Source organism: Chromobacterium aquaticum, assembly GCF_021129195.1.
Classification (GTDB): Bacteria; Pseudomonadota; Gammaproteobacteria; order Burkholderiales; family Chromobacteriaceae; genus Chromobacterium; species Chromobacterium aquaticum.
Genome location: NZ_JAJOHW010000106.1, coordinates 1 through 15,126, shown reverse-complemented (window position 1 = coordinate 15,126; position 15,126 = coordinate 1). Strand labels below are relative to the sequence as shown.

Here is a 15,126-nt window from a genome sequence, read left to right as displayed (position 1 = left end):
GGTGCAGCCCTTGGGCGCGGTCGCGCTCGCCGCCGCCCTCGGCGTCAGCCTGGCCGCGCGCCACTATCGGCGGCCGGAACTGTGGCTGGTCTGGATCGCGCTGCTGCTGGCGCTGGCGCTGCACGCGCTGCCCGGCTTCAACAACCCGCTGCTGTGGCAAGGGCTGAGCACGCCGGACAGCGCGCCCTACCGGTTGTACTGGAGCTATGACAAGGGCGCCGCCGGCTGGCTGCTGCTGATGGTACTGGCCGCCAGCCCGCAGCCGCAGCGGCGCTGGGGCGTGGCCGCCGCCGGCGTCGGCGCGCTGCTGTTGCTGGTCGTGCTGGGCCTGGCCAGCGTGGCCGGCGTCATCGCCTGGGCGCCAAAGTGGCCGCATTGGCTGCTGCCCTGGCTGTTCGCCAACTTCTTCCTGGTCTCGCTGGCCGAGGAAGCCTTCTTCCGCGCCGGCCTGCAACGCTGGCTGGAACTGCGCACCGAACCCTTTCCCGCCCTGATGGCGGCCGCGGTGGCCTTCGGCCTGGTCCACGTCGCCGGCGGCTGGGTCTGGGTGGGTCTCGCCACCCTGGCCGGCCTGGGTTACGGCCTGGTCTACGCCGCCACCCGCCAGGTCTTGTGGGCGACGCTGGCCCATGTCGCCTTCAACGCTGTGCACCTGATTCTGTTCACTTATCCGCGGCTGATGTGATATGCCCTAAGTACCTTGATGTCAAAATAAAAAACCATAACGGCAGCAGGCCCCAATCGGGTAAAATCCCGGCTTTAGCCTCAACCAGCGAGCTTCTCCGCCATGATTGAAGTCGGCATCGTGATGGGTAGCAACAGCGATTGGGAAGTCATGCAGAACGCCGCCCGCGTGCTCAAGGACTTCGGCATCGTCTGTGAAACCCGCGTCGTCTCCGCCCACCGTACTCCCGACCTGCTGTTCCAATACGCAGAAACCGCTGCCGAGCGCGGCCTGAAGGCCATCATCGCCGGCGCCGGCGGCGCCGCCCACCTGCCGGGCATGCTGGCCGCCAAGACCCATGTGCCGGTGTTGGGCGTGCCGGTGCCGTCCAAATACCTGCGCGGCGAGGATTCGCTGCTCTCCATCGTGCAAATGCCCAAGGGCATCCCGGTGGCCACCTTCGCCATCGGCGAGGCCGGCGCCGCCAACGCCGCGCTGTTCGCCGTGGCCATGCTGGCCACCACCCGCCCGGAACTGGCGGAACAACTGCTCGCCTTCCGCCGCAAGCAAGAAGAAACCGTGCTGGCGATGACCCTGCCGGAGATCGAATAATGGCCGCCATCCTGCCCCCGGCAATGCTGGGCATCCTGGGCGGCGGCCAACTGGGCCGCATGTTCGCCGTGGCCGCCAAGACCATGGGCTACCGCGTCACCGTGCTGGACCCGGACGAAGCCGCGCCGGCGGCCGAGTTCGCCGACCGCCACCTGTGCGCGCCGTTCAACGATCCGGCCGCGCTGGAAGACCTGGCCAAGAGCTGCGCCGCCGTCACCACTGAATTCGAGAACGTCAACGCCGACGCGATGCGCCTGCTGGCCAAGACCACCCGCGTGTCCCCGTCCGGCGACTGCGTCGCCATCGCCCAGGACCGCATCGTGGAAAAAGCCTGGATCGCCAAGGCCGGCCTGCCCACCGCGCCCTATCTGGCCATCCAGAGCGTGGAAGACATCCAGGTCGAACTCGCGCCCTATCTGCCCGGCATCCTGAAAACTGCGCGCCTGGGCTACGACGGCAAAGGCCAGGTGCGGGTGAGCACCGCCGCCGAGGCGCGCGCCGCCTACGCCAATCTGGGCGGCCAGCCCTGCGTGCTGGAAAAAATGCTGGACCTGCAACTGGAAGTGTCCGCCATCGTCACCCGGGTCAGCGCCACCCAGAGCGCGGTGTTCCCGGTGGCCGAAAACCTCCACGCCGACGGCATCCTGGACGAATCCATCGTGCCGGCGCGCATCAAGCCGGCGCTGGCGGCCGAAGCGCAAGCGATGGCGCTGCGGCTGGCCGAGGCGCTGGACTACGTTGGCGTGCTGGCGGTGGAATTCTTCGTGCTGGCCGACGACAGCCTGGTGGTCAACGAAATCGCGCCACGGCCGCACAACTCCGGCCATTACACGCTCACCGCCTGTCTGACCGACCAGTTCCAGCAACAGGTGCGCGCGATGTGCGGCCTGCTGCCGGGCCGCACCGACCTGCTCAGCCCGGTGGTGATGGTCAATCTGCTGGGCGATGTATGGAAGGACAACGGCGCCCAGCCCAATTGGGACGTGCTGGCGGAAGCGCCCAACGCCCAACTGCATCTGTACGGCAAGAAAAGCGCGCGCCCCGGCCGCAAGATGGGCCACTTCAATGTGATGGCGGCCACGGCCGACGAAGCCTTGGATCAGGCCCGGGCCTTGAAGGACACCTTGTAAGCGCATGGCGAAGCTTTCCGGCTTCGCCATTTTTTCGCCATGAAGCTGAACGGACTGAATCACCTGACCCTGGCGGTGCGCGATCTGGAGCGCGCCTGGGACTTCTACGCCCTCACCCTGGGTTGCCAGCCCCACGCGCGCTGGGACGGCGGCGGCTATCTGAGCCTGGGCGGCCTGTGGCTGTGCCTGTCCTTGGACCCGACCGCCGCGCCAGCCCCCGGCTACACCCATTACGCCTTCGGCGTGGACGCCGCCGACTTCCCGGCCTGGCGCGAGCGCCTGGCCGCCGCCGGCGTCCGTCAATGGCGGGACAACCGCAGCGAGGGCGACTCGCTCTACTTCCTGGACCCGGACGGCCATCAGCTCGAGCTGCACGTCGGCAGCCTGGCCTCGCGGCTGGCCGCCTGCCGCGCCCGCCCTTACGCCGGCATGCGCTTCTTCGACGAGGCGCCGGAATGAACGCCGACATCGCCGCGCTGCGCGCCGGACTGAGCGCCGCCGCCGTTCCCGGCAAGGCCGCGCCGATGCGCGCCTATATGCGCGGGCAGTTCGACTTTCTCGGCGTGCCCACGCCGGCGCGCCGCAAGGTGTCCACGCCCTGGGTCCGCGCGCTGAAGACCCAAACCGCGGAATACTGCCTGGAGCTGGCCGAACAACTGTGGCGGCAACCGGAACGCGAATTCCAATACGCGGCGGTGGACCTGCTCAGCGCGCGCGCCGAGACACTGCCCGCCGCCAGCCTGCCACGGCTGCTGACGCTGGCCGCCGCCAAGCCCTGGTGGGACTGCGTGGACGGCTTGGCCGCCTGGGTGGTCGGCACACTGGTACGCCGACACCGGGACTTGCAACACGATATGGACGCGCTCAGTGGCGACGCCGACTTCTGGCTGCGCCGCGTCGCCATCCTGCACCAGCTGTACTGGAAAACCGACACCGACGCCGAACGCCTGTTCCGCTACTGCGCCGCCAATGCCGGCGACGCCGAATTCTTCATTCGCAAGGCCATAGGCTGGGCCTTGCGCGAATACGCTTACACCGACGCCGACGCCGTGCGCGCCTTTGTCGCGGCCACGCCGCTATCCGGGCTCAGCCGGCGCGAAGCCTTGAAACACATTGCCCGCTCCACCGAGGATTTCCGATGACCGGACTCAACACCACCCAACTGACCAGCTTGAAGAAAATCTACTCCGGCAAGGTCCGCGACCTGTACGAGATCGACGACCAGCGCATGCTGATGATCGCCACCGACCGGCTGTCCGCCTTCGACGTGATCCTGGACGACCCCATTCCCGGCAAGGGCCAGATCCTCACCGCCATCTCCAACTTCTGGTTCGACAAGCTCAAGGAGCTGGTGCCCTGCCACCTGACCGGCGACGCACCGGAAGACGTGGTCTCCGCCGCCGACCTGCCGCAAGTGACCGGCCGCGCCGTGGTGGCCAAGCGCCTGAAACCGGTGCCGATCGAAGCCGTGGTGCGCGGCTACCTGGCTGGCTCCGGCTGGAAGGAATACCGCCAGAGCGGCACCGTCTGCGGCCTGGCGCTGCCGGCCGGCCTGCGCGAGGCCGACAAGCTGCCCGAGCCCATCTTCACCCCGTCCACCAAGGCGGCGGTGGGCGACCACGACGAAAACATCAGCTACCAGCGCTGCGAGGACATCGTCGGCGCCGAACTGGCCGCCCAGGTGCGCGACACCGCGATCAAGCTCTACCGCGCCGCCGCCGAATTCGCCGCCAGCCGCGGCATCATCATCTGCGACACCAAGTTCGAGTTCGGCCTGGACGAAAACGGCGTGCTGACGCTGATGGACGAGGCGCTGACCCCGGACTCCAGCCGCTTCTGGCCGGCGGACAGCTACGCGCCGGGCGGCAACCCGCCGTCCTTCGACAAGCAGTTCGTGCGCGACTGGCTGGAAGCCTCCGGCTGGAACAAGCAGGCGCCGGCGCCGACGGTGCCGCTGGAGGTGCGCGAGAAGACCGCGGCCAAGTATAAGGAAGCGCTGGACAGGCTGACCGCCTGAGAACCTGCTTACGATCTGCTGCGCGTCGGCGATACGGCGTTGAAAAAGACTTCGAAATGCTCATGTACCACGCGTACATTCCGCTTTCTCAGCCGTTTTCGCCTTGTCTCACCTTAGCTCGCGAGATCGTAAACAGGTTCTAAGTACCAACCTAAGCCCCGCCTCGGCGGGGCTTGCTTTTTAAGCCGTTTCATATGACATTGGCGACTCAATCCCGCGACAGGAAACCCCGATGAAAACCGCCCTGCTGATCATCGACGTGCAAAGCGGCATGTTCGACCACGAACCCCGCGCCGACCAGGCCGACGCCGTCATCGCCCGCCTCAATCAACTGGCCGCCGCCGCGCGCGCGGCCGGAACGCCGGTGGTGTGGGTTCAACACGAACGCGCCAGCGCGCCGCTGACCCACGGCTCGGCGGAATGGCAGCTGGCCCGCGGCCTGGACGCCCAGCCGGACGATCACTACCTGCGCAAGACCACGCCGGACTCCTTCCTGCGCACCGGCCTGCATCAGCAACTGCAACAATGGGGCGTCGGCCAACTGGTGATCGCCGGCTACGCCAGCGAATTCTGCATCGACACCACCACCCGCAGCGCGGCCGCCCACGGCTACGCCATCATCCTGGCCAGCGACGCGCACACCACCCACGACAAGGACCACGCCAGCGCCGCCCAGATCCGCGCCCATGAAAACGCCACCCTGCCCAAGCTGGGCAGCTTCGGCGTGCCCATCCTGACGCGCGCGGCGGCCGAGATCGCCTTCCCCGCCAACACCTGATCCGCATGCCCATCGCCCAACCCACCCTCAGCACGCCGCGCCTGCTGCTGTTGCCGGCCCAGCCGGCGCAGGCGCGCGCGATGCTGGATTTCCACGTCCGTAACCGCCAGCACTTCGAACCCTGGGACCCCAAGCCCGGCGACATGTTCTTCACCGAGCTGTACTGGACCATGCAGCTACGCCAACGCGCGCGCGACTGGGAAGAAGGCCGCGGCGGCCGCTTCCTGCTGACGCTGCACGCCGAGCCGGAACGGGTGATCGGCAGCATCGGCCTCAGCAATATCAGCCGCGGCGCCTTCCAGTCCTGCCACCTGGGCTATGGACTGGACCAGCACTGCCAAGGCCAGGGCCTGATGCGCGAAGCGCTGGAAGCGGTGATCCGCTGCGCCTTCGACACCCTCAGGCTGCACCGGGTCCAGGCCAACTACCAGCCGCACAATCTGCGCAGCGCCGGCCTGCTCAAGCGCCTGGGCTTCGAGATCGAAGGCCACGCCAAGAACTACCTCTACCTGAACGGCGGCTGGCGCGACCATGTGCTGAGCGCGCGGCTGAATCCGGACTTCGACCCGGAACACATGCTGGCCTGAGAGCCTGTTCAAAGTCTCGCGAGCCAGGGCGAGACAAGGCGAAAACGAGCGAAAAAGCGGAATGTACAAGTGGTACATGAGCATTTTGAGCTTGTACTCACCGTGCAAGGCTTCACGAAGCGCAGCAGACTTTGAACAGGTTCTCAGCGCGCGCTATCCGGCCGCTGGCCAGGCGCACGGATTCAGGACGTCACCGTCTCCAGATGTTCCGTTGCCCCCTGTAAACGCTGCTGCAAGGGCTCCAGCAAGGCCCACAGCGCCTTGCCGCGCACTTGCGCGTTTTCGGTGTGGCGCAGCATCAACAGCAGCGCGCCCAAGGCCTCATGGCATTGGCGCAGCTCTTCGGCGATATCGTCGTAATGCTGGCAGCAGCGGGCTAAATGGAGCAAAGCCGGATCAATGGCGGCAAGCGCGGCATTTTCCGAACGTTGGTCTTGCAGATGTTTGACGGTCTTGATCAGACGGCTGACAGCCGGGCTGGCGGCTGAGGGTTCAGCGGCCTCCTTGGACGGAGGCGGTTTGGAAAGCAGGGACAGAACTGACAATAGTGGCATGACGGGCTCCGATCCAAAATGAGCCTGCCATCCCGCTTCCAATCACGATGGGCAGGCATATGACAGGGTTGGAAGGCAGGCGAATCGGAGCCAGCAGGCCAAAGGCCTCCCTGCCATAACCTGCCCTGATAGGCGTAGCTATAGCGTGGCATTGGGATGATATCCCCCGATTCTATTCAGGCTTCCATTCCTGATGCCGCGCTGTATGAAACGGCATGCGGCTCATGGTGCCCACCTCGCCGGGTCTGGTCAAGCGCGGTGGGTCCGGCAGCGTGCCGACCCAGGCTCCCCATCCCGCTGACGGCACCAGCGCCAGGACATTTGGATAGCGCTTGCCAGCATCCTTGCGCCATGTTCTGCTGTGAAGCCGCCGCTTCGCCGCAACCCTGATGCCGCGGCGCAGTCAAAACAGGCCATAAAAGGGCTCAACACCATGCAAACCTTCCATCTGAACGCCGACGACGGGGAAATCCTGCACGCCGCCCGCTGGTTGCCGGACGGCGCGCCGCGCGCCGTGGTGCTGATCTCCCACGGCATGAGCGAATACGCGGTGCGCTACCACCGCTTCGCCCAAACGCTGACCGGCGCTGGCTACGCCGTCTATGCCCACGACCACCGCGGCCACGGCGCCGCGCCGCGGCTGCGCGGCCATTTCGCCGCCGACGGCGGCTGGGACAAGGTGGTGGCCGACGTGGACACCCTGCGCCGCCACGCCGCCGAATGTCATCCCGGCCTGCCGGTGACGCTGTTCGGCCACAGCATGGGCTCCTTCATCGCCCGCGCCTATTTCCTGCGCCACGGCGCGGCGCTGTCCGGCCTGGTCCTGTCCGCCACCGGCTACCGCCAGCGGCCGCTGGCCTGGCTGCTGCGCGGCCTGGCGCGGCTGGTGGCCCGCTGCGGCAGCCCGGAGCGCCCCAGCCGGCTGCTGGCGCGGCTGATTTTCGGCAGCTTCAACCTGGGCTTTCTGCCCGCCCGCACCGGCATGGACTGGCTGAGCCGCGACCCGGCGGAAGTGGACAAATACCTGGCGGACCCGCTATGCGGCTTCGACCCCTGCCCCGGCCTGTGGATAGATTTGTTCGGCGGCATCATCGCCATGGAACGCGGCGAGGCGAGCGGCGACAGCCTGCCGCGCCGCTGTCCGGTCTGGCTGCTGGCCGGCAGCCGCGACCCGGTCAGCCTGGGCAAGCTGGGTCTGGGCCAGCTGGAAATCCGCTACCGCGAGGCCGGCCTGCTCGATGTGCAGACCACGGTCTACCCCGGCGGCCGCCACGAAATGCTGAACGAAACCAACCGCGTGGAAGTGGAGCAGGACATGCTGCGCTGGCTGGAGCGGATCAGCGCGCAGCCGGCCAGTTAGACAGGAGCATTGAAACCAGCGCCCAAGCACGCCGGCGCGAATTGGACTAAAATCCGGCGATTCGTTTTTCGCAGGAGGCCGCCATGAGCCTGATTCCCGAGATCAAACCACAGCAATCGCTGGAACTGCTCAAAGAGTTGCACATCCTGACCCGCGACGGCAAGATCAACCAGGACACCCGCCGCAAGCTGAAACAGGTTTACCACCTGTACCAGTTCATCGAGCCGCTGATGGCCGACGTGCTGGCGGAAAAAGGCGAGATGAGCCTGGCCGACCACGGCGCCGGCAAATCCTATCTGGGCTTCATCCTTTACGACCTGTTCCTGAAGGACAAGGCCGCCGGCAGCGTCTACGGCATCGAAACCCGGCCGGAACTGGTCAGCCGCTCGCAAGAGCTGGCCGCCCGCCTCGGCTTCGAACGCATGGGCTTCTTGAACCTGAGCGTGGAACAGTCGATCACCTCGGAGCAATTGCCGGAGCAGGTGGACATCATCACCGCGCTGCACGCCTGCAACACCGCCACCGACGACGCCATCCGCTTCGCGCTGGCCAAGAACGCGCGCTACATCGTGCTGGTGCCCTGCTGCCAGGCGGAAGTGGCCGGCGTGCTGCGCCAGAAGAAAAACCAGAGCTTCGGCCTGACTCCGCTGTCCGAGATGTGGCGCCACCCCATCCACACCCGCGAGTTCGGCAGCCATCTGACCAATGTGCTGCGCTGCCTGCAGCTGGAAGCGCGCGGCTATCAGCTCACCGTCACCGAGCTGGTGGGCTGGGAACACTCGATGAAGAACGAGCTGATCATCGCCAAGTACACCGGCCAGCGCAAAAACAGCGCGCGCGAACGCCAGGAAGCGATTCTGAAAGAGCTGAACCTGGAAGACCTGCGCGAGCGCTTCGTTTACTAAGAACCTGTTTACGATCTTTTGTAGATGTGGTTAACCGTTGCTAGATACGTAGGAAACCATGTATTCGACGCGCCCCGGGTCCCTTCAAGCCTGCCGACGGGTGGCAGGCCCGAGGTCTTAAGCGGCTGCCTGTTCGAGCGATTTGACGCTAGCAAATCGCGAGTTCAGCCGCGCCTCGGGCCTGGCGGGAACCGGCGGGAAGCCGTAGGCCAGGCTTGCAGGGCGGCCTTTGGGGTAAAGGGGAATTTGGCCGCGCAAATTCCCCTTTCCGTTTGCCGGGCGGAACCGGCCCTAAATCATCATCCGCGTAGCGGACTCAAAACTCAAAATATCGTAAACAGGTCCAACTACGCCACTGACACCCGTCGCCTCGGCCCGTTTCCGGGCCCTGAGCATAATGGGGACGACGCACCCGGACCGCCCCGCGCGGCCGGTCCCGCCCCCGCCCGCTTCTCCTCCCGCCTCAGATTCTTTCGAGCGTCTCTCCGCGTCCGCCGGGGGCCCTTTCCACAGGAGCCCGACATGAATATCAGCGCCAACGGCATCAAACTGATCCAGCAATTCGAAGGCCTGCGCCTCAAGGCCTACCAGGACGCGGTGGGCGTCTGGACCATAGGCTACGGCCACACCGGTCCGGACGTGACGCCGGGCCTGGTCATCACCCAGGCCCAGGCCGACGCGCTGCTGGCGCGCGATTTGAATCGCTTCGAAACCGGCGTCACCCGGCTGGCCCAGGTGCCGCTGAACCAGAACCAGTTCGACGCGCTGGTCAGCTTCAGCTACAACCTGGGCCTGGGTTCGCTGCAGAACTCCACCCTGCTGCGCCTGCTCAATCAGCGCGACTACGCCGGCGCCGCCGCCCAGTTTCCGCGCTGGAACAAGGCCGGCGGCAAAGTCCTGCCCGGCCTCACCCGCCGCCGCGCGGCGGAGCAGGCGCTGTTTCTGCAGCCGGTCTGAGCAGGCGGTCTGCACCATGGAAAAAGCCCAAGCTGAACGCTTGGGCTTTTTTTTGCATGTCGCGCACAGCCGGAAAAGCTCGCGGCCCCGGCTCAATCCTCATCCGCCAGCACCGTCTCGCCATCGCGCTGCGTCAGCATGAAACGGCGCAGCGGCCGGTGGCGCGCGATCAGTTCCGCCAAGCGCGGTGAATGGCTGGTCACCCATAGCTGGCTGTGGCGGCCGGCCTCGGCGATCAGCCGCGCCAGCGCCGGCAACAGGTCCGGGTGCAGGCTGTTTTCCGGCTCGTTCAAGGCCATGAAGGCCGGCGGGCGCGGGCTGAGCAAGGCCACCGCCAGGCACAGGAAACGCAAGGTGCCATCGGACAATTCGGCCGCCTCCAGCGGCCGCAGGATGCCGTCGCGCTGCATCAATATCTGGAAACGGCCATGCAGCGCCTCCACCTGGAAGCCGCTGTCCGGAAACGCGTCGGCCAGCACGCTGCGCAGCAGTTCGACGTCGCCGATCTCCACAATGGTCTGGAAGGCCGCCGCCAGGTTGCCGCCGTCGTGCGCCAGCACCGGCGAGCGGATGCCCACTTGCGGCGCGCGCGGCGGCGAGCCGGGCCAGACCGCGAATTCGTGATAGAAGCGCCAGCGCCGCAGCGTCTCGCGCACTTGCGACACCTCGGGATAGAGATGCGGCTCGGCCAATTGGCCGAACACCGACTCCTCGGCCTGCAGGCCCAAGGGATAGGTGGTCCTGACTCCGTCCACGCTGGTGAGAAAGGCGCTCTGATTGCGCCGCTCCAGCACCTGGGCCGAGGGACGGCGGCCCTGGCCGGCCAGCCACAACGTCTCCTCCTTCACCAATGGGTCCAGCGAGAACAGGCTGCGGCTGGGTTCGGGGTAGCCCAGTTGCAATTCGTAGTCGCAATCGGCCAGCCGCGCCGCCAGCACCATGCGCTTGGGCTCGCCCTTGCGGTCGCCGCGGCGCAAGCCGCCGGCCCACATCGCCTTCTGGATGCCGCCCTCTTCCGCCAATGCCGCGGACAGGCGGCCGCAGGCGGCCTCGTGCAGCAGGCGCACCGCTTTGTAGAGATTGGATTTGCCGCAGCCATTGGGCCCGACGACGACATTGAGCGGCTCCAGCGCCAGCCGCAGTTGGCGGATGGAACGGAAACCCTTGAGGCTGAGCTCGTGGATGGACATGGCGGCTCCGGTGACGACGGAGCCGCCATTCTAGCGCGGGCGCGCCGTTTTACTGCAGCGCCTGGTTGATCACCATGGCGATGCGCGCGCCGGCCTTGGCCAGCTGCTGCTTGATCAGCTGCGCGCCGGCGGTCTGGTAGGTACGGTCCAGATAGGCCACATCGCTGGGCGCTTGGCCGCAGCTGAAATTGGACAGCGGGCCGTAAACCTCGCTGCGCGCGTACTGATTGGATTCATTGATCCAGTCCATCGCCTTGCCGCTCTGCCAGCCCGGAATGTTGCGCGCGTAGTACTTGAGGTCCTGCGCCGCCCAGCTCTGCTCATTGGCGCCGTTCAAGGCCTGCTGCACCAGCGCGGTGTCCCATACCGAATGCAGATTGCTGACCTTGCTGCTGCCGGCCAGGCGCACGCGGACGTCGTTGCCGCCGCGGTCATGGTTGTCCGCCGCGTGCAGCGGCTGGTGGATGTCGCCGATCATGTGGATCAGGAAGGTCAGCGCCTGGGCGCGAGCGGCCTTGCCGGCGCTCTTGTCGGCCAGCACCTTGCTGTAACGCTCGATCTGATTGGACGCGCAATTGCCATTGGGGCAGTCGTCCTCCTCCACGCCGTTGCACACCGGCTCATCGTTGTAATGCCATTTATCCGAGCCCGGCAGTTGCTGCTTCAGCTCCTGCTTGTGCTGGTCCATGTACAGCGCCAGCTGGGCGAAATCGGCATTGGGGATCAATTGATTGACCACGGCCTTGGCCTGCGGACTGAGCAGCTGTTGAGCGATGTAGCCGGTGACGCGGTGGCCTTCCTGGCCCCAGGCCAGCGCCTGGGTGCTGGGCAGCGCGCAGGCGGACAGCAGCATGGCAAGCGTGAGTTTCTTCATGACGGTTTCTCTTCTGATTGTGATGGGCCGCGGCCGGCGGAATGCCGCCGCTGATATGGCGAACGCATATTACCCGAAATCCATTAAATTAAGATGCCATTATCATTTCAACTGAAGATAAACTCGCGCCCATAAAAAAAGCCCGGCGCTGCCGGGCTTGCTGCTGTCTTTGGAGGGAAGATATCAGTCGGTGCCGTACTTCGGAGAATAGGGCCCGTACAACAGGCCGCCGTCGTGGCCGGTGCTGAGCAGGCGCTGACTGGTGATGCCGGCCACATCGTGGCTGGCGTCGGTGGCGGTATTGATGATCTGCTTCAGGGCCGCGGTCACCAGGATGCCGACCAGGCCGCTGGAGTTATTGTTGTTGCCCTCGTTGTTGGAAGCGGAGGCGAAGCCGGTCCACAACACCGCGCCGGTCTTCAGGTCCACCATCTTGGCGCTGGCGGACACGATGGTGTCGCTGCTGATCACGCTGTAGCTGGTGCCGTACTTGCTCACCGTCACGTACAGCGCGGCGTCGGCGCCGAAGATTTCCTTCAGCTTGGCCGGTGCCACGCCGTGGATGTCCGAAGCCGTGCTCATGCCGTTCTGCTTGAAGGTTTCGTCCACCAGCGCCACCGGCAGCACGTAGTAGCCGGCTTCGGCCAGCGGCATGGTCACTTGCGACAGCATGCTGTGGCTGGCCGCCACTTCCGGCGATTCGTTCAGCGGCGGCAATACCAGGATGGAGCGCGGGCGGCTCTGCTTGTAAGCGGTGTAGTCGTAAGGCTTGGAGGTGGCGCAGCCGGTGGCCAGCGCCGCGATGGCCAGGCAGGCCAGCCATTGGGCAATGCGTTTGATCATGGTGCGGTCTTTCACTTCTTGGCCTTCTTCAGCAGGAAGTCCATATAGGCGGCGGATTCAGGAAACAGCTGCTTCTCGGTCTGGAACTGCTGGACCATCTGATCGTCCTTGCCCAGGCTGGCGTACAACATGCCCAGGTGGGCATGGTAGCCCGGCGGCGGGGTCTTGCCGCTGGAACGGATCTTCTGCAGGTCGCGCTCCAGCGCGGTCACTTGCTCTTCCGCCGCCGCGCCCTTGAAGTGCTGGTACACCTGGGGCTGGTAGCTTTCCCACTGGTACAGCGAGCTTTGGCTGGCGCAGCCAGTCAACAATGCGCCGCCCAGCAGGGCCAGCGCCAATAGCGGCGTTTTCGCCATCTTGTGTGTCATGATGTTCAATCTTGCAATAGCTAGCGCGGACGGGCCGCAAGGCCCGTCCTGCAATCATGCGAGGCTTGCTTAACGCTTAGCGCCGCTAACCAAACCTCGCGGAGATGCTGAGCCAACACGCGCCAACGCAGGCGGTAGCCGTCGGAGGCGCAACGCGGGATCAGGGCTTTTGTTAGCGAGTTTTATTTGCCCGGCTGCCAGGCGCCGGAATCTATCGCCGCGGTCAGCTTGTTCACCGCCTCGCGCATCGCCAGGTCCAGCACCTTGCCGTTCAGCGTGGAGTCATAGCTGGCGGTGCCGCCGAAGCCGATGATCTCGCGGTTGGACAGGCTGTATTCGCCGGCGCCCTGGGTGGAGTACACCACTTCCGAGGTGGCCACCTTGACGATGTTGAGGTTGACCTTGGCGTAAGCGATCTGCTGCTTGCCGCGGCCGAGGATGCCGAACAGCTGGTGGTCGCCCACTTCCTTGCGGCCGAATTCGGTCACGTCGCCGGTCACCACATAGGTGGCGCCCTTAAGCGCCTGCGCCTGCTTGCTGAACGCGGCTTCCTGCTTCATCTCTTCCAGATTGTCGCGGTCCAGCACATTGAAGCGGTTGGTCTGCTGCAAATGGGTGATCAGAATGGTCTTGGCCTGGCCGCCCAGACGGTCCACGCCGTCGGAGAATATGCCGCGCATATAGCTGGAACGGTTGTCGAACTTGCCCACCGCGATCGGGGAGCGCGGGCCGGCATAAGGTTTGCCGGCGGTTTCCACTTGGGCCACCGTCAGCGCGCGCGAGCTTTCGGTCGCGCAGCCGCTCAGCCCCGCGGCCGCCGCCATGGCGAGTACCAGGCATTTCTTTGCGATCTTCATTGTTATTCTCTCAATACATCCAACACAGAAAGTCAAATATCATACTTATCGTCTCGCGCGGGGTCGACGCAATTTATGCCAAAACAGCAATGGCTTATGTGCGCTGAGCCAAGTGTAGCCAGTGCTTGTAAGCGGCCCCCAGCGCCGCTGCGGCACACCGCCAGACCAAGGGCATGAAAAAACCCGGCCATGGCCGGGTGAGTCTGGAGGGCGGATACCGGCTCAATAAGGCCGCCCCCCCAGGATGGTGGCGCGGTGCATCACCCGCCGCTGCGGCAGGTAGTCTGCCACCGCGTAATGCTGGGTTACGCGGTTGTCCCAGAACGCCAGGTCGTGTTCCTTCCAGCGCCAGCGCACGGTGAATTCCGGCCGCGCGGCATGGGCGAACAGCAGCGCCAGCAGCGCATCGCTCTCGCGCGGCGCCAGTTCCAGGATGCGGGTGGTGAAGCCCTCGTTGACGAACAGGCCCTTGCGGCCGGTGACCGGGTGAGTGCGCACCACCGGGTGCACCACCGGCGGATGGTCGCGGCTGGCCTGTTGCCAGCGCGCGTATTGCGGCGTGTCCTTGAAGCGGCTTTCCGGGAAGGAGTGGACAAAGCTATGCTCGGCGCTGAGTCCGTCCAGCAGCGAGCGCAAGGCCGGCGACAAGGCGTCGTAAGCGGCGCTGTTGCTGCTCCACAGCGTGTCGCCGCCCACCTCCGGCAACTGCCGCGCCGATAGCACCGCGCCCAGCGGCGGGGTGGCGATGAAGGTGACGTCGGTATGCCAGTTGTCGTTGTCCGGCAGATTGTCGACATGGGTGTCCAGCACGATGATTTCCGGCTGCTCCGCCACCGTCGGGTAGACCGGATGCAGGTGCAGATCGCCAAAGCGGGCGGCGAAATCGCGCTGCTGGCGCGGCGTCAGCAGCTGGTTCTCGAAGAACAATACCTGGTGGCGCAGCAGCGCCGCCTCGATCGCGTCGCGCTCGGCGCCGGACAGCGGCGCGCTCAGATCGACGCCGGAAACAATGGCCCCCAGGGCCGGGCTGATGGCTTGCAGTTGCAGGCTCATGAATGTGCTCCTTATCCGCGCGGCGGAAACCAAATCCAAGAAATCGAAAACTCGCTCAAAAACGTTCCGGTGCTGCCCAGCCGGCGAAGCGCCGCTCCACCCAGCGCAGCCCCAATTCCAGCGCCAGCGCGATCCAGGCGATGATCAGGATGCCGGCGATCACCGCGTCGGTGACCAGGAACTGGGCGGCGGACTGCACCATGAAACCCAGGCCTCGGGTGGCGGCCACCAGCTCCGCCGCCACCAGGGTGGACCAGCCCACGCCCAGGCCGATGCGCAGCCCGGTCAGGATCTCCGGCAGCGCGCTGGGCAGCACCACCAGCCGCAGCAGCTGGCCGCGGCTGGCGCCCAGCGAGCGCGCCGCCTGCAGCCGCGCC

At 65.8% G+C, this 15,126-nt stretch carries 19 protein-coding genes; 11 read left to right on the top strand and 8 right to left on the bottom strand.

Going from position 1 to position 15,126, the window contains the following annotated elements; all coding sequences use genetic code 11:
• The 8 genes from LQT98_RS16545 to LQT98_RS16510 all read left to right on the top strand — a co-directional run.
• On the top strand, positions 1-685 hold a 685-nt coding region (locus LQT98_RS16545), incomplete at its 5' end, for a CPBP family intramembrane glutamic endopeptidase (RefSeq protein WP_231463643.1).
• Between the two features lie 102 nt (positions 686-787).
• Positions 788-1,276 (top strand): 5-(carboxyamino)imidazole ribonucleotide mutase, encoded by a 489-nt coding sequence (gene purE / locus LQT98_RS16540; RefSeq protein ID WP_231463641.1) that lies wholly within the window; start codon positions 788-790, stop codon positions 1,274-1,276.
• Positions 1,276-2,406, top strand: coding sequence for a 5-(carboxyamino)imidazole ribonucleotide synthase (locus LQT98_RS16535; protein ID WP_231463639.1), 1,131 nt, complete (start codon positions 1,276-1,278; stop codon positions 2,404-2,406). Before purE ends, LQT98_RS16535 begins: the two co-directional genes overlap by 1 nt.
• Before the next feature lie 39 nt (positions 2,407-2,445).
• Positions 2,446-2,865, top strand: a complete 420-nt coding sequence (locus LQT98_RS16530) for a VOC family protein (protein WP_231463637.1) — start codon at positions 2,446-2,448, stop codon at positions 2,863-2,865.
• The gene (locus LQT98_RS16525) at positions 2,862-3,548 is read left to right on the top strand and encodes a DNA alkylation repair protein (protein ID WP_231463635.1); all 687 of its coding nucleotides are present in this window, start codon (positions 2,862-2,864) and stop codon (positions 3,546-3,548) included. The genes LQT98_RS16530 and LQT98_RS16525 overlap by 4 nt, the downstream gene beginning before the upstream one ends.
• A complete protein-coding gene (locus tag LQT98_RS16520) occupies positions 3,545-4,423 on the top strand; it encodes a phosphoribosylaminoimidazolesuccinocarboxamide synthase (RefSeq protein ID WP_231463632.1) in 879 nt (292 codons plus the stop codon). Before LQT98_RS16525 ends, LQT98_RS16520 begins: the two co-directional genes overlap by 4 nt.
• A gap of 232 nt (positions 4,424-4,655) precedes the next feature.
• The gene (locus LQT98_RS16515; protein WP_231463629.1) at positions 4,656-5,201 is read left to right on the top strand and encodes a cysteine hydrolase family protein; all 546 of its coding nucleotides are present in this window, start codon (positions 4,656-4,658) and stop codon (positions 5,199-5,201) included.
• 5 nt (positions 5,202-5,206) lie between these two features.
• Positions 5,207-5,788, top strand: coding sequence for a GNAT family N-acetyltransferase (locus LQT98_RS16510; RefSeq protein ID WP_231463627.1), 582 nt, complete (start codon positions 5,207-5,209; stop codon positions 5,786-5,788).
• A 182-nt stretch (positions 5,789-5,970) separates the two neighbouring features.
• On the opposite strand, the gene LQT98_RS16505 is transcribed toward LQT98_RS16510, so the two are convergent.
• Complete coding sequence (locus LQT98_RS16505) at positions 5,971-6,342, bottom strand: hypothetical protein (protein ID WP_231463625.1); 372 nt, start codon at positions 6,340-6,342, stop codon at positions 5,971-5,973.
• Positions 6,343-6,775: 433 nt separating this feature from the next.
• Here LQT98_RS16505 and LQT98_RS16500 point away from each other — a divergent pair, with 433 nt between their 5' ends.
• The 3 genes from LQT98_RS16500 to LQT98_RS16490 all read left to right on the top strand — a co-directional run bounded on the left by LQT98_RS16500 (position 6,776) and on the right by LQT98_RS16490 (position 9,564).
• Complete coding sequence (locus LQT98_RS16500; protein WP_231463623.1) at positions 6,776-7,702, top strand: alpha/beta hydrolase; 927 nt, start codon at positions 6,776-6,778, stop codon at positions 7,700-7,702.
• A gap of 83 nt (positions 7,703-7,785) precedes the next feature.
• Positions 7,786-8,607 carry a class I SAM-dependent methyltransferase gene (locus tag LQT98_RS16495; RefSeq protein ID WP_107801461.1) on the top strand — a complete coding sequence of 274 codons (822 nt, stop codon included), beginning with the start codon at positions 7,786-7,788 and terminating at the stop codon, positions 8,605-8,607.
• 522 nt (positions 8,608-9,129) lie between these two features.
• Positions 9,130-9,564 (top strand): lysozyme, encoded by a 435-nt coding sequence (locus LQT98_RS16490; protein WP_048408150.1) that lies wholly within the window; start codon positions 9,130-9,132, stop codon positions 9,562-9,564.
• Positions 9,565-9,656: 92 nt separating this feature from the next.
• On the opposite strand, the gene LQT98_RS16485 is transcribed toward LQT98_RS16490, so the two are convergent.
• The 7 genes from LQT98_RS16485 to LQT98_RS16455 all read right to left on the bottom strand — a co-directional run.
• Positions 9,657-10,754 (bottom strand): AAA family ATPase, encoded by a 1,098-nt coding sequence (locus LQT98_RS16485; protein ID WP_231463622.1) that lies wholly within the window; start codon positions 10,752-10,754, stop codon positions 9,657-9,659.
• Positions 10,755-10,803: 49 nt separating this feature from the next.
• Entirely contained in the window at positions 10,804-11,628 is an 825-nt protein-coding gene (locus LQT98_RS16480; protein ID WP_231463620.1) for a S1/P1 nuclease, read from the bottom strand.
• 183 nt (positions 11,629-11,811) lie between these two features.
• Positions 11,812-12,471, bottom strand: a complete 660-nt coding sequence (locus LQT98_RS16475) for a DUF799 domain-containing protein (RefSeq protein WP_231463619.1) — start codon at positions 12,469-12,471, stop codon at positions 11,812-11,814.
• Between the two features lie 11 nt (positions 12,472-12,482).
• Positions 12,483-12,839 carry a DUF4810 domain-containing protein gene (locus tag LQT98_RS16470; protein ID WP_048408147.1) on the bottom strand — a complete coding sequence of 119 codons (357 nt, stop codon included), beginning with the start codon at positions 12,837-12,839 and terminating at the stop codon, positions 12,483-12,485.
• A gap of 182 nt (positions 12,840-13,021) precedes the next feature.
• Positions 13,022-13,696 (bottom strand): CsgG/HfaB family protein, encoded by a 675-nt coding sequence (locus LQT98_RS16465; protein ID WP_048408146.1) that lies wholly within the window; start codon positions 13,694-13,696, stop codon positions 13,022-13,024.
• 222 nt (positions 13,697-13,918) lie between these two features.
• Positions 13,919-14,749 (bottom strand): taurine dioxygenase, encoded by an 831-nt coding sequence (gene tauD, locus LQT98_RS16460; RefSeq protein ID WP_231463617.1) that lies wholly within the window; start codon positions 14,747-14,749, stop codon positions 13,919-13,921.
• Between the two features lie 55 nt (positions 14,750-14,804).
• A partial coding sequence (locus LQT98_RS16455) for an ABC transporter permease subunit (RefSeq protein ID WP_231463615.1) occupies positions 14,805-15,126 on the bottom strand: 322 nt, incomplete at its 5' end.

Coding starts and splice junctions, on each gene's coding strand:
- LQT98_RS16525 (WP_231463635.1), top strand. CDS start 2,862: ATGAACGCCGACATCGCCGCGCTGCGCGCCGGACTGAGCGCCGCCGCC.
- LQT98_RS16510 (WP_231463627.1), top strand. CDS start 5,207: ATGCCCATCGCCCAACCCACCCTCAGCACGCCGCGCCTGCTGCTGTTG.
- tauD (WP_231463617.1), bottom strand. CDS start 14,749: ATGAGCCTGCAACTGCAAGCCATCAGCCCGGCCCTGGGGGCCATTGTT.
- LQT98_RS16480 (WP_231463620.1), bottom strand. CDS start 11,628: ATGAAGAAACTCACGCTTGCCATGCTGCTGTCCGCCTGCGCGCTGCCC.
- LQT98_RS16495 (WP_107801461.1), top strand. CDS start 7,786: ATGAGCCTGATTCCCGAGATCAAACCACAGCAATCGCTGGAACTGCTC.
- LQT98_RS16500 (WP_231463623.1), top strand. CDS start 6,776: ATGCAAACCTTCCATCTGAACGCCGACGACGGGGAAATCCTGCACGCC.
- LQT98_RS16515 (WP_231463629.1), top strand. CDS start 4,656: ATGAAAACCGCCCTGCTGATCATCGACGTGCAAAGCGGCATGTTCGAC.
- LQT98_RS16530 (WP_231463637.1), top strand. CDS start 2,446: ATGAAGCTGAACGGACTGAATCACCTGACCCTGGCGGTGCGCGATCTG.
- LQT98_RS16485 (WP_231463622.1), bottom strand. CDS start 10,754: ATGTCCATCCACGAGCTCAGCCTCAAGGGTTTCCGTTCCATCCGCCAA.
- LQT98_RS16505 (WP_231463625.1), bottom strand. CDS start 6,342: ATGCCACTATTGTCAGTTCTGTCCCTGCTTTCCAAACCGCCTCCGTCC.
- LQT98_RS16475 (WP_231463619.1), bottom strand. CDS start 12,471: ATGATCAAACGCATTGCCCAATGGCTGGCCTGCCTGGCCATCGCGGCG.
- LQT98_RS16535 (WP_231463639.1), top strand. CDS start 1,276: ATGGCCGCCATCCTGCCCCCGGCAATGCTGGGCATCCTGGGCGGCGGC.
- LQT98_RS16520 (WP_231463632.1), top strand. CDS start 3,545: ATGACCGGACTCAACACCACCCAACTGACCAGCTTGAAGAAAATCTAC.
- purE (WP_231463641.1), top strand. CDS start 788: ATGATTGAAGTCGGCATCGTGATGGGTAGCAACAGCGATTGGGAAGTC.
- LQT98_RS16490 (WP_048408150.1), top strand. CDS start 9,130: ATGAATATCAGCGCCAACGGCATCAAACTGATCCAGCAATTCGAAGGC.
- LQT98_RS16470 (WP_048408147.1), bottom strand. CDS start 12,839: ATGACACACAAGATGGCGAAAACGCCGCTATTGGCGCTGGCCCTGCTG.
- LQT98_RS16465 (WP_048408146.1), bottom strand. CDS start 13,696: ATGAAGATCGCAAAGAAATGCCTGGTACTCGCCATGGCGGCGGCCGCG.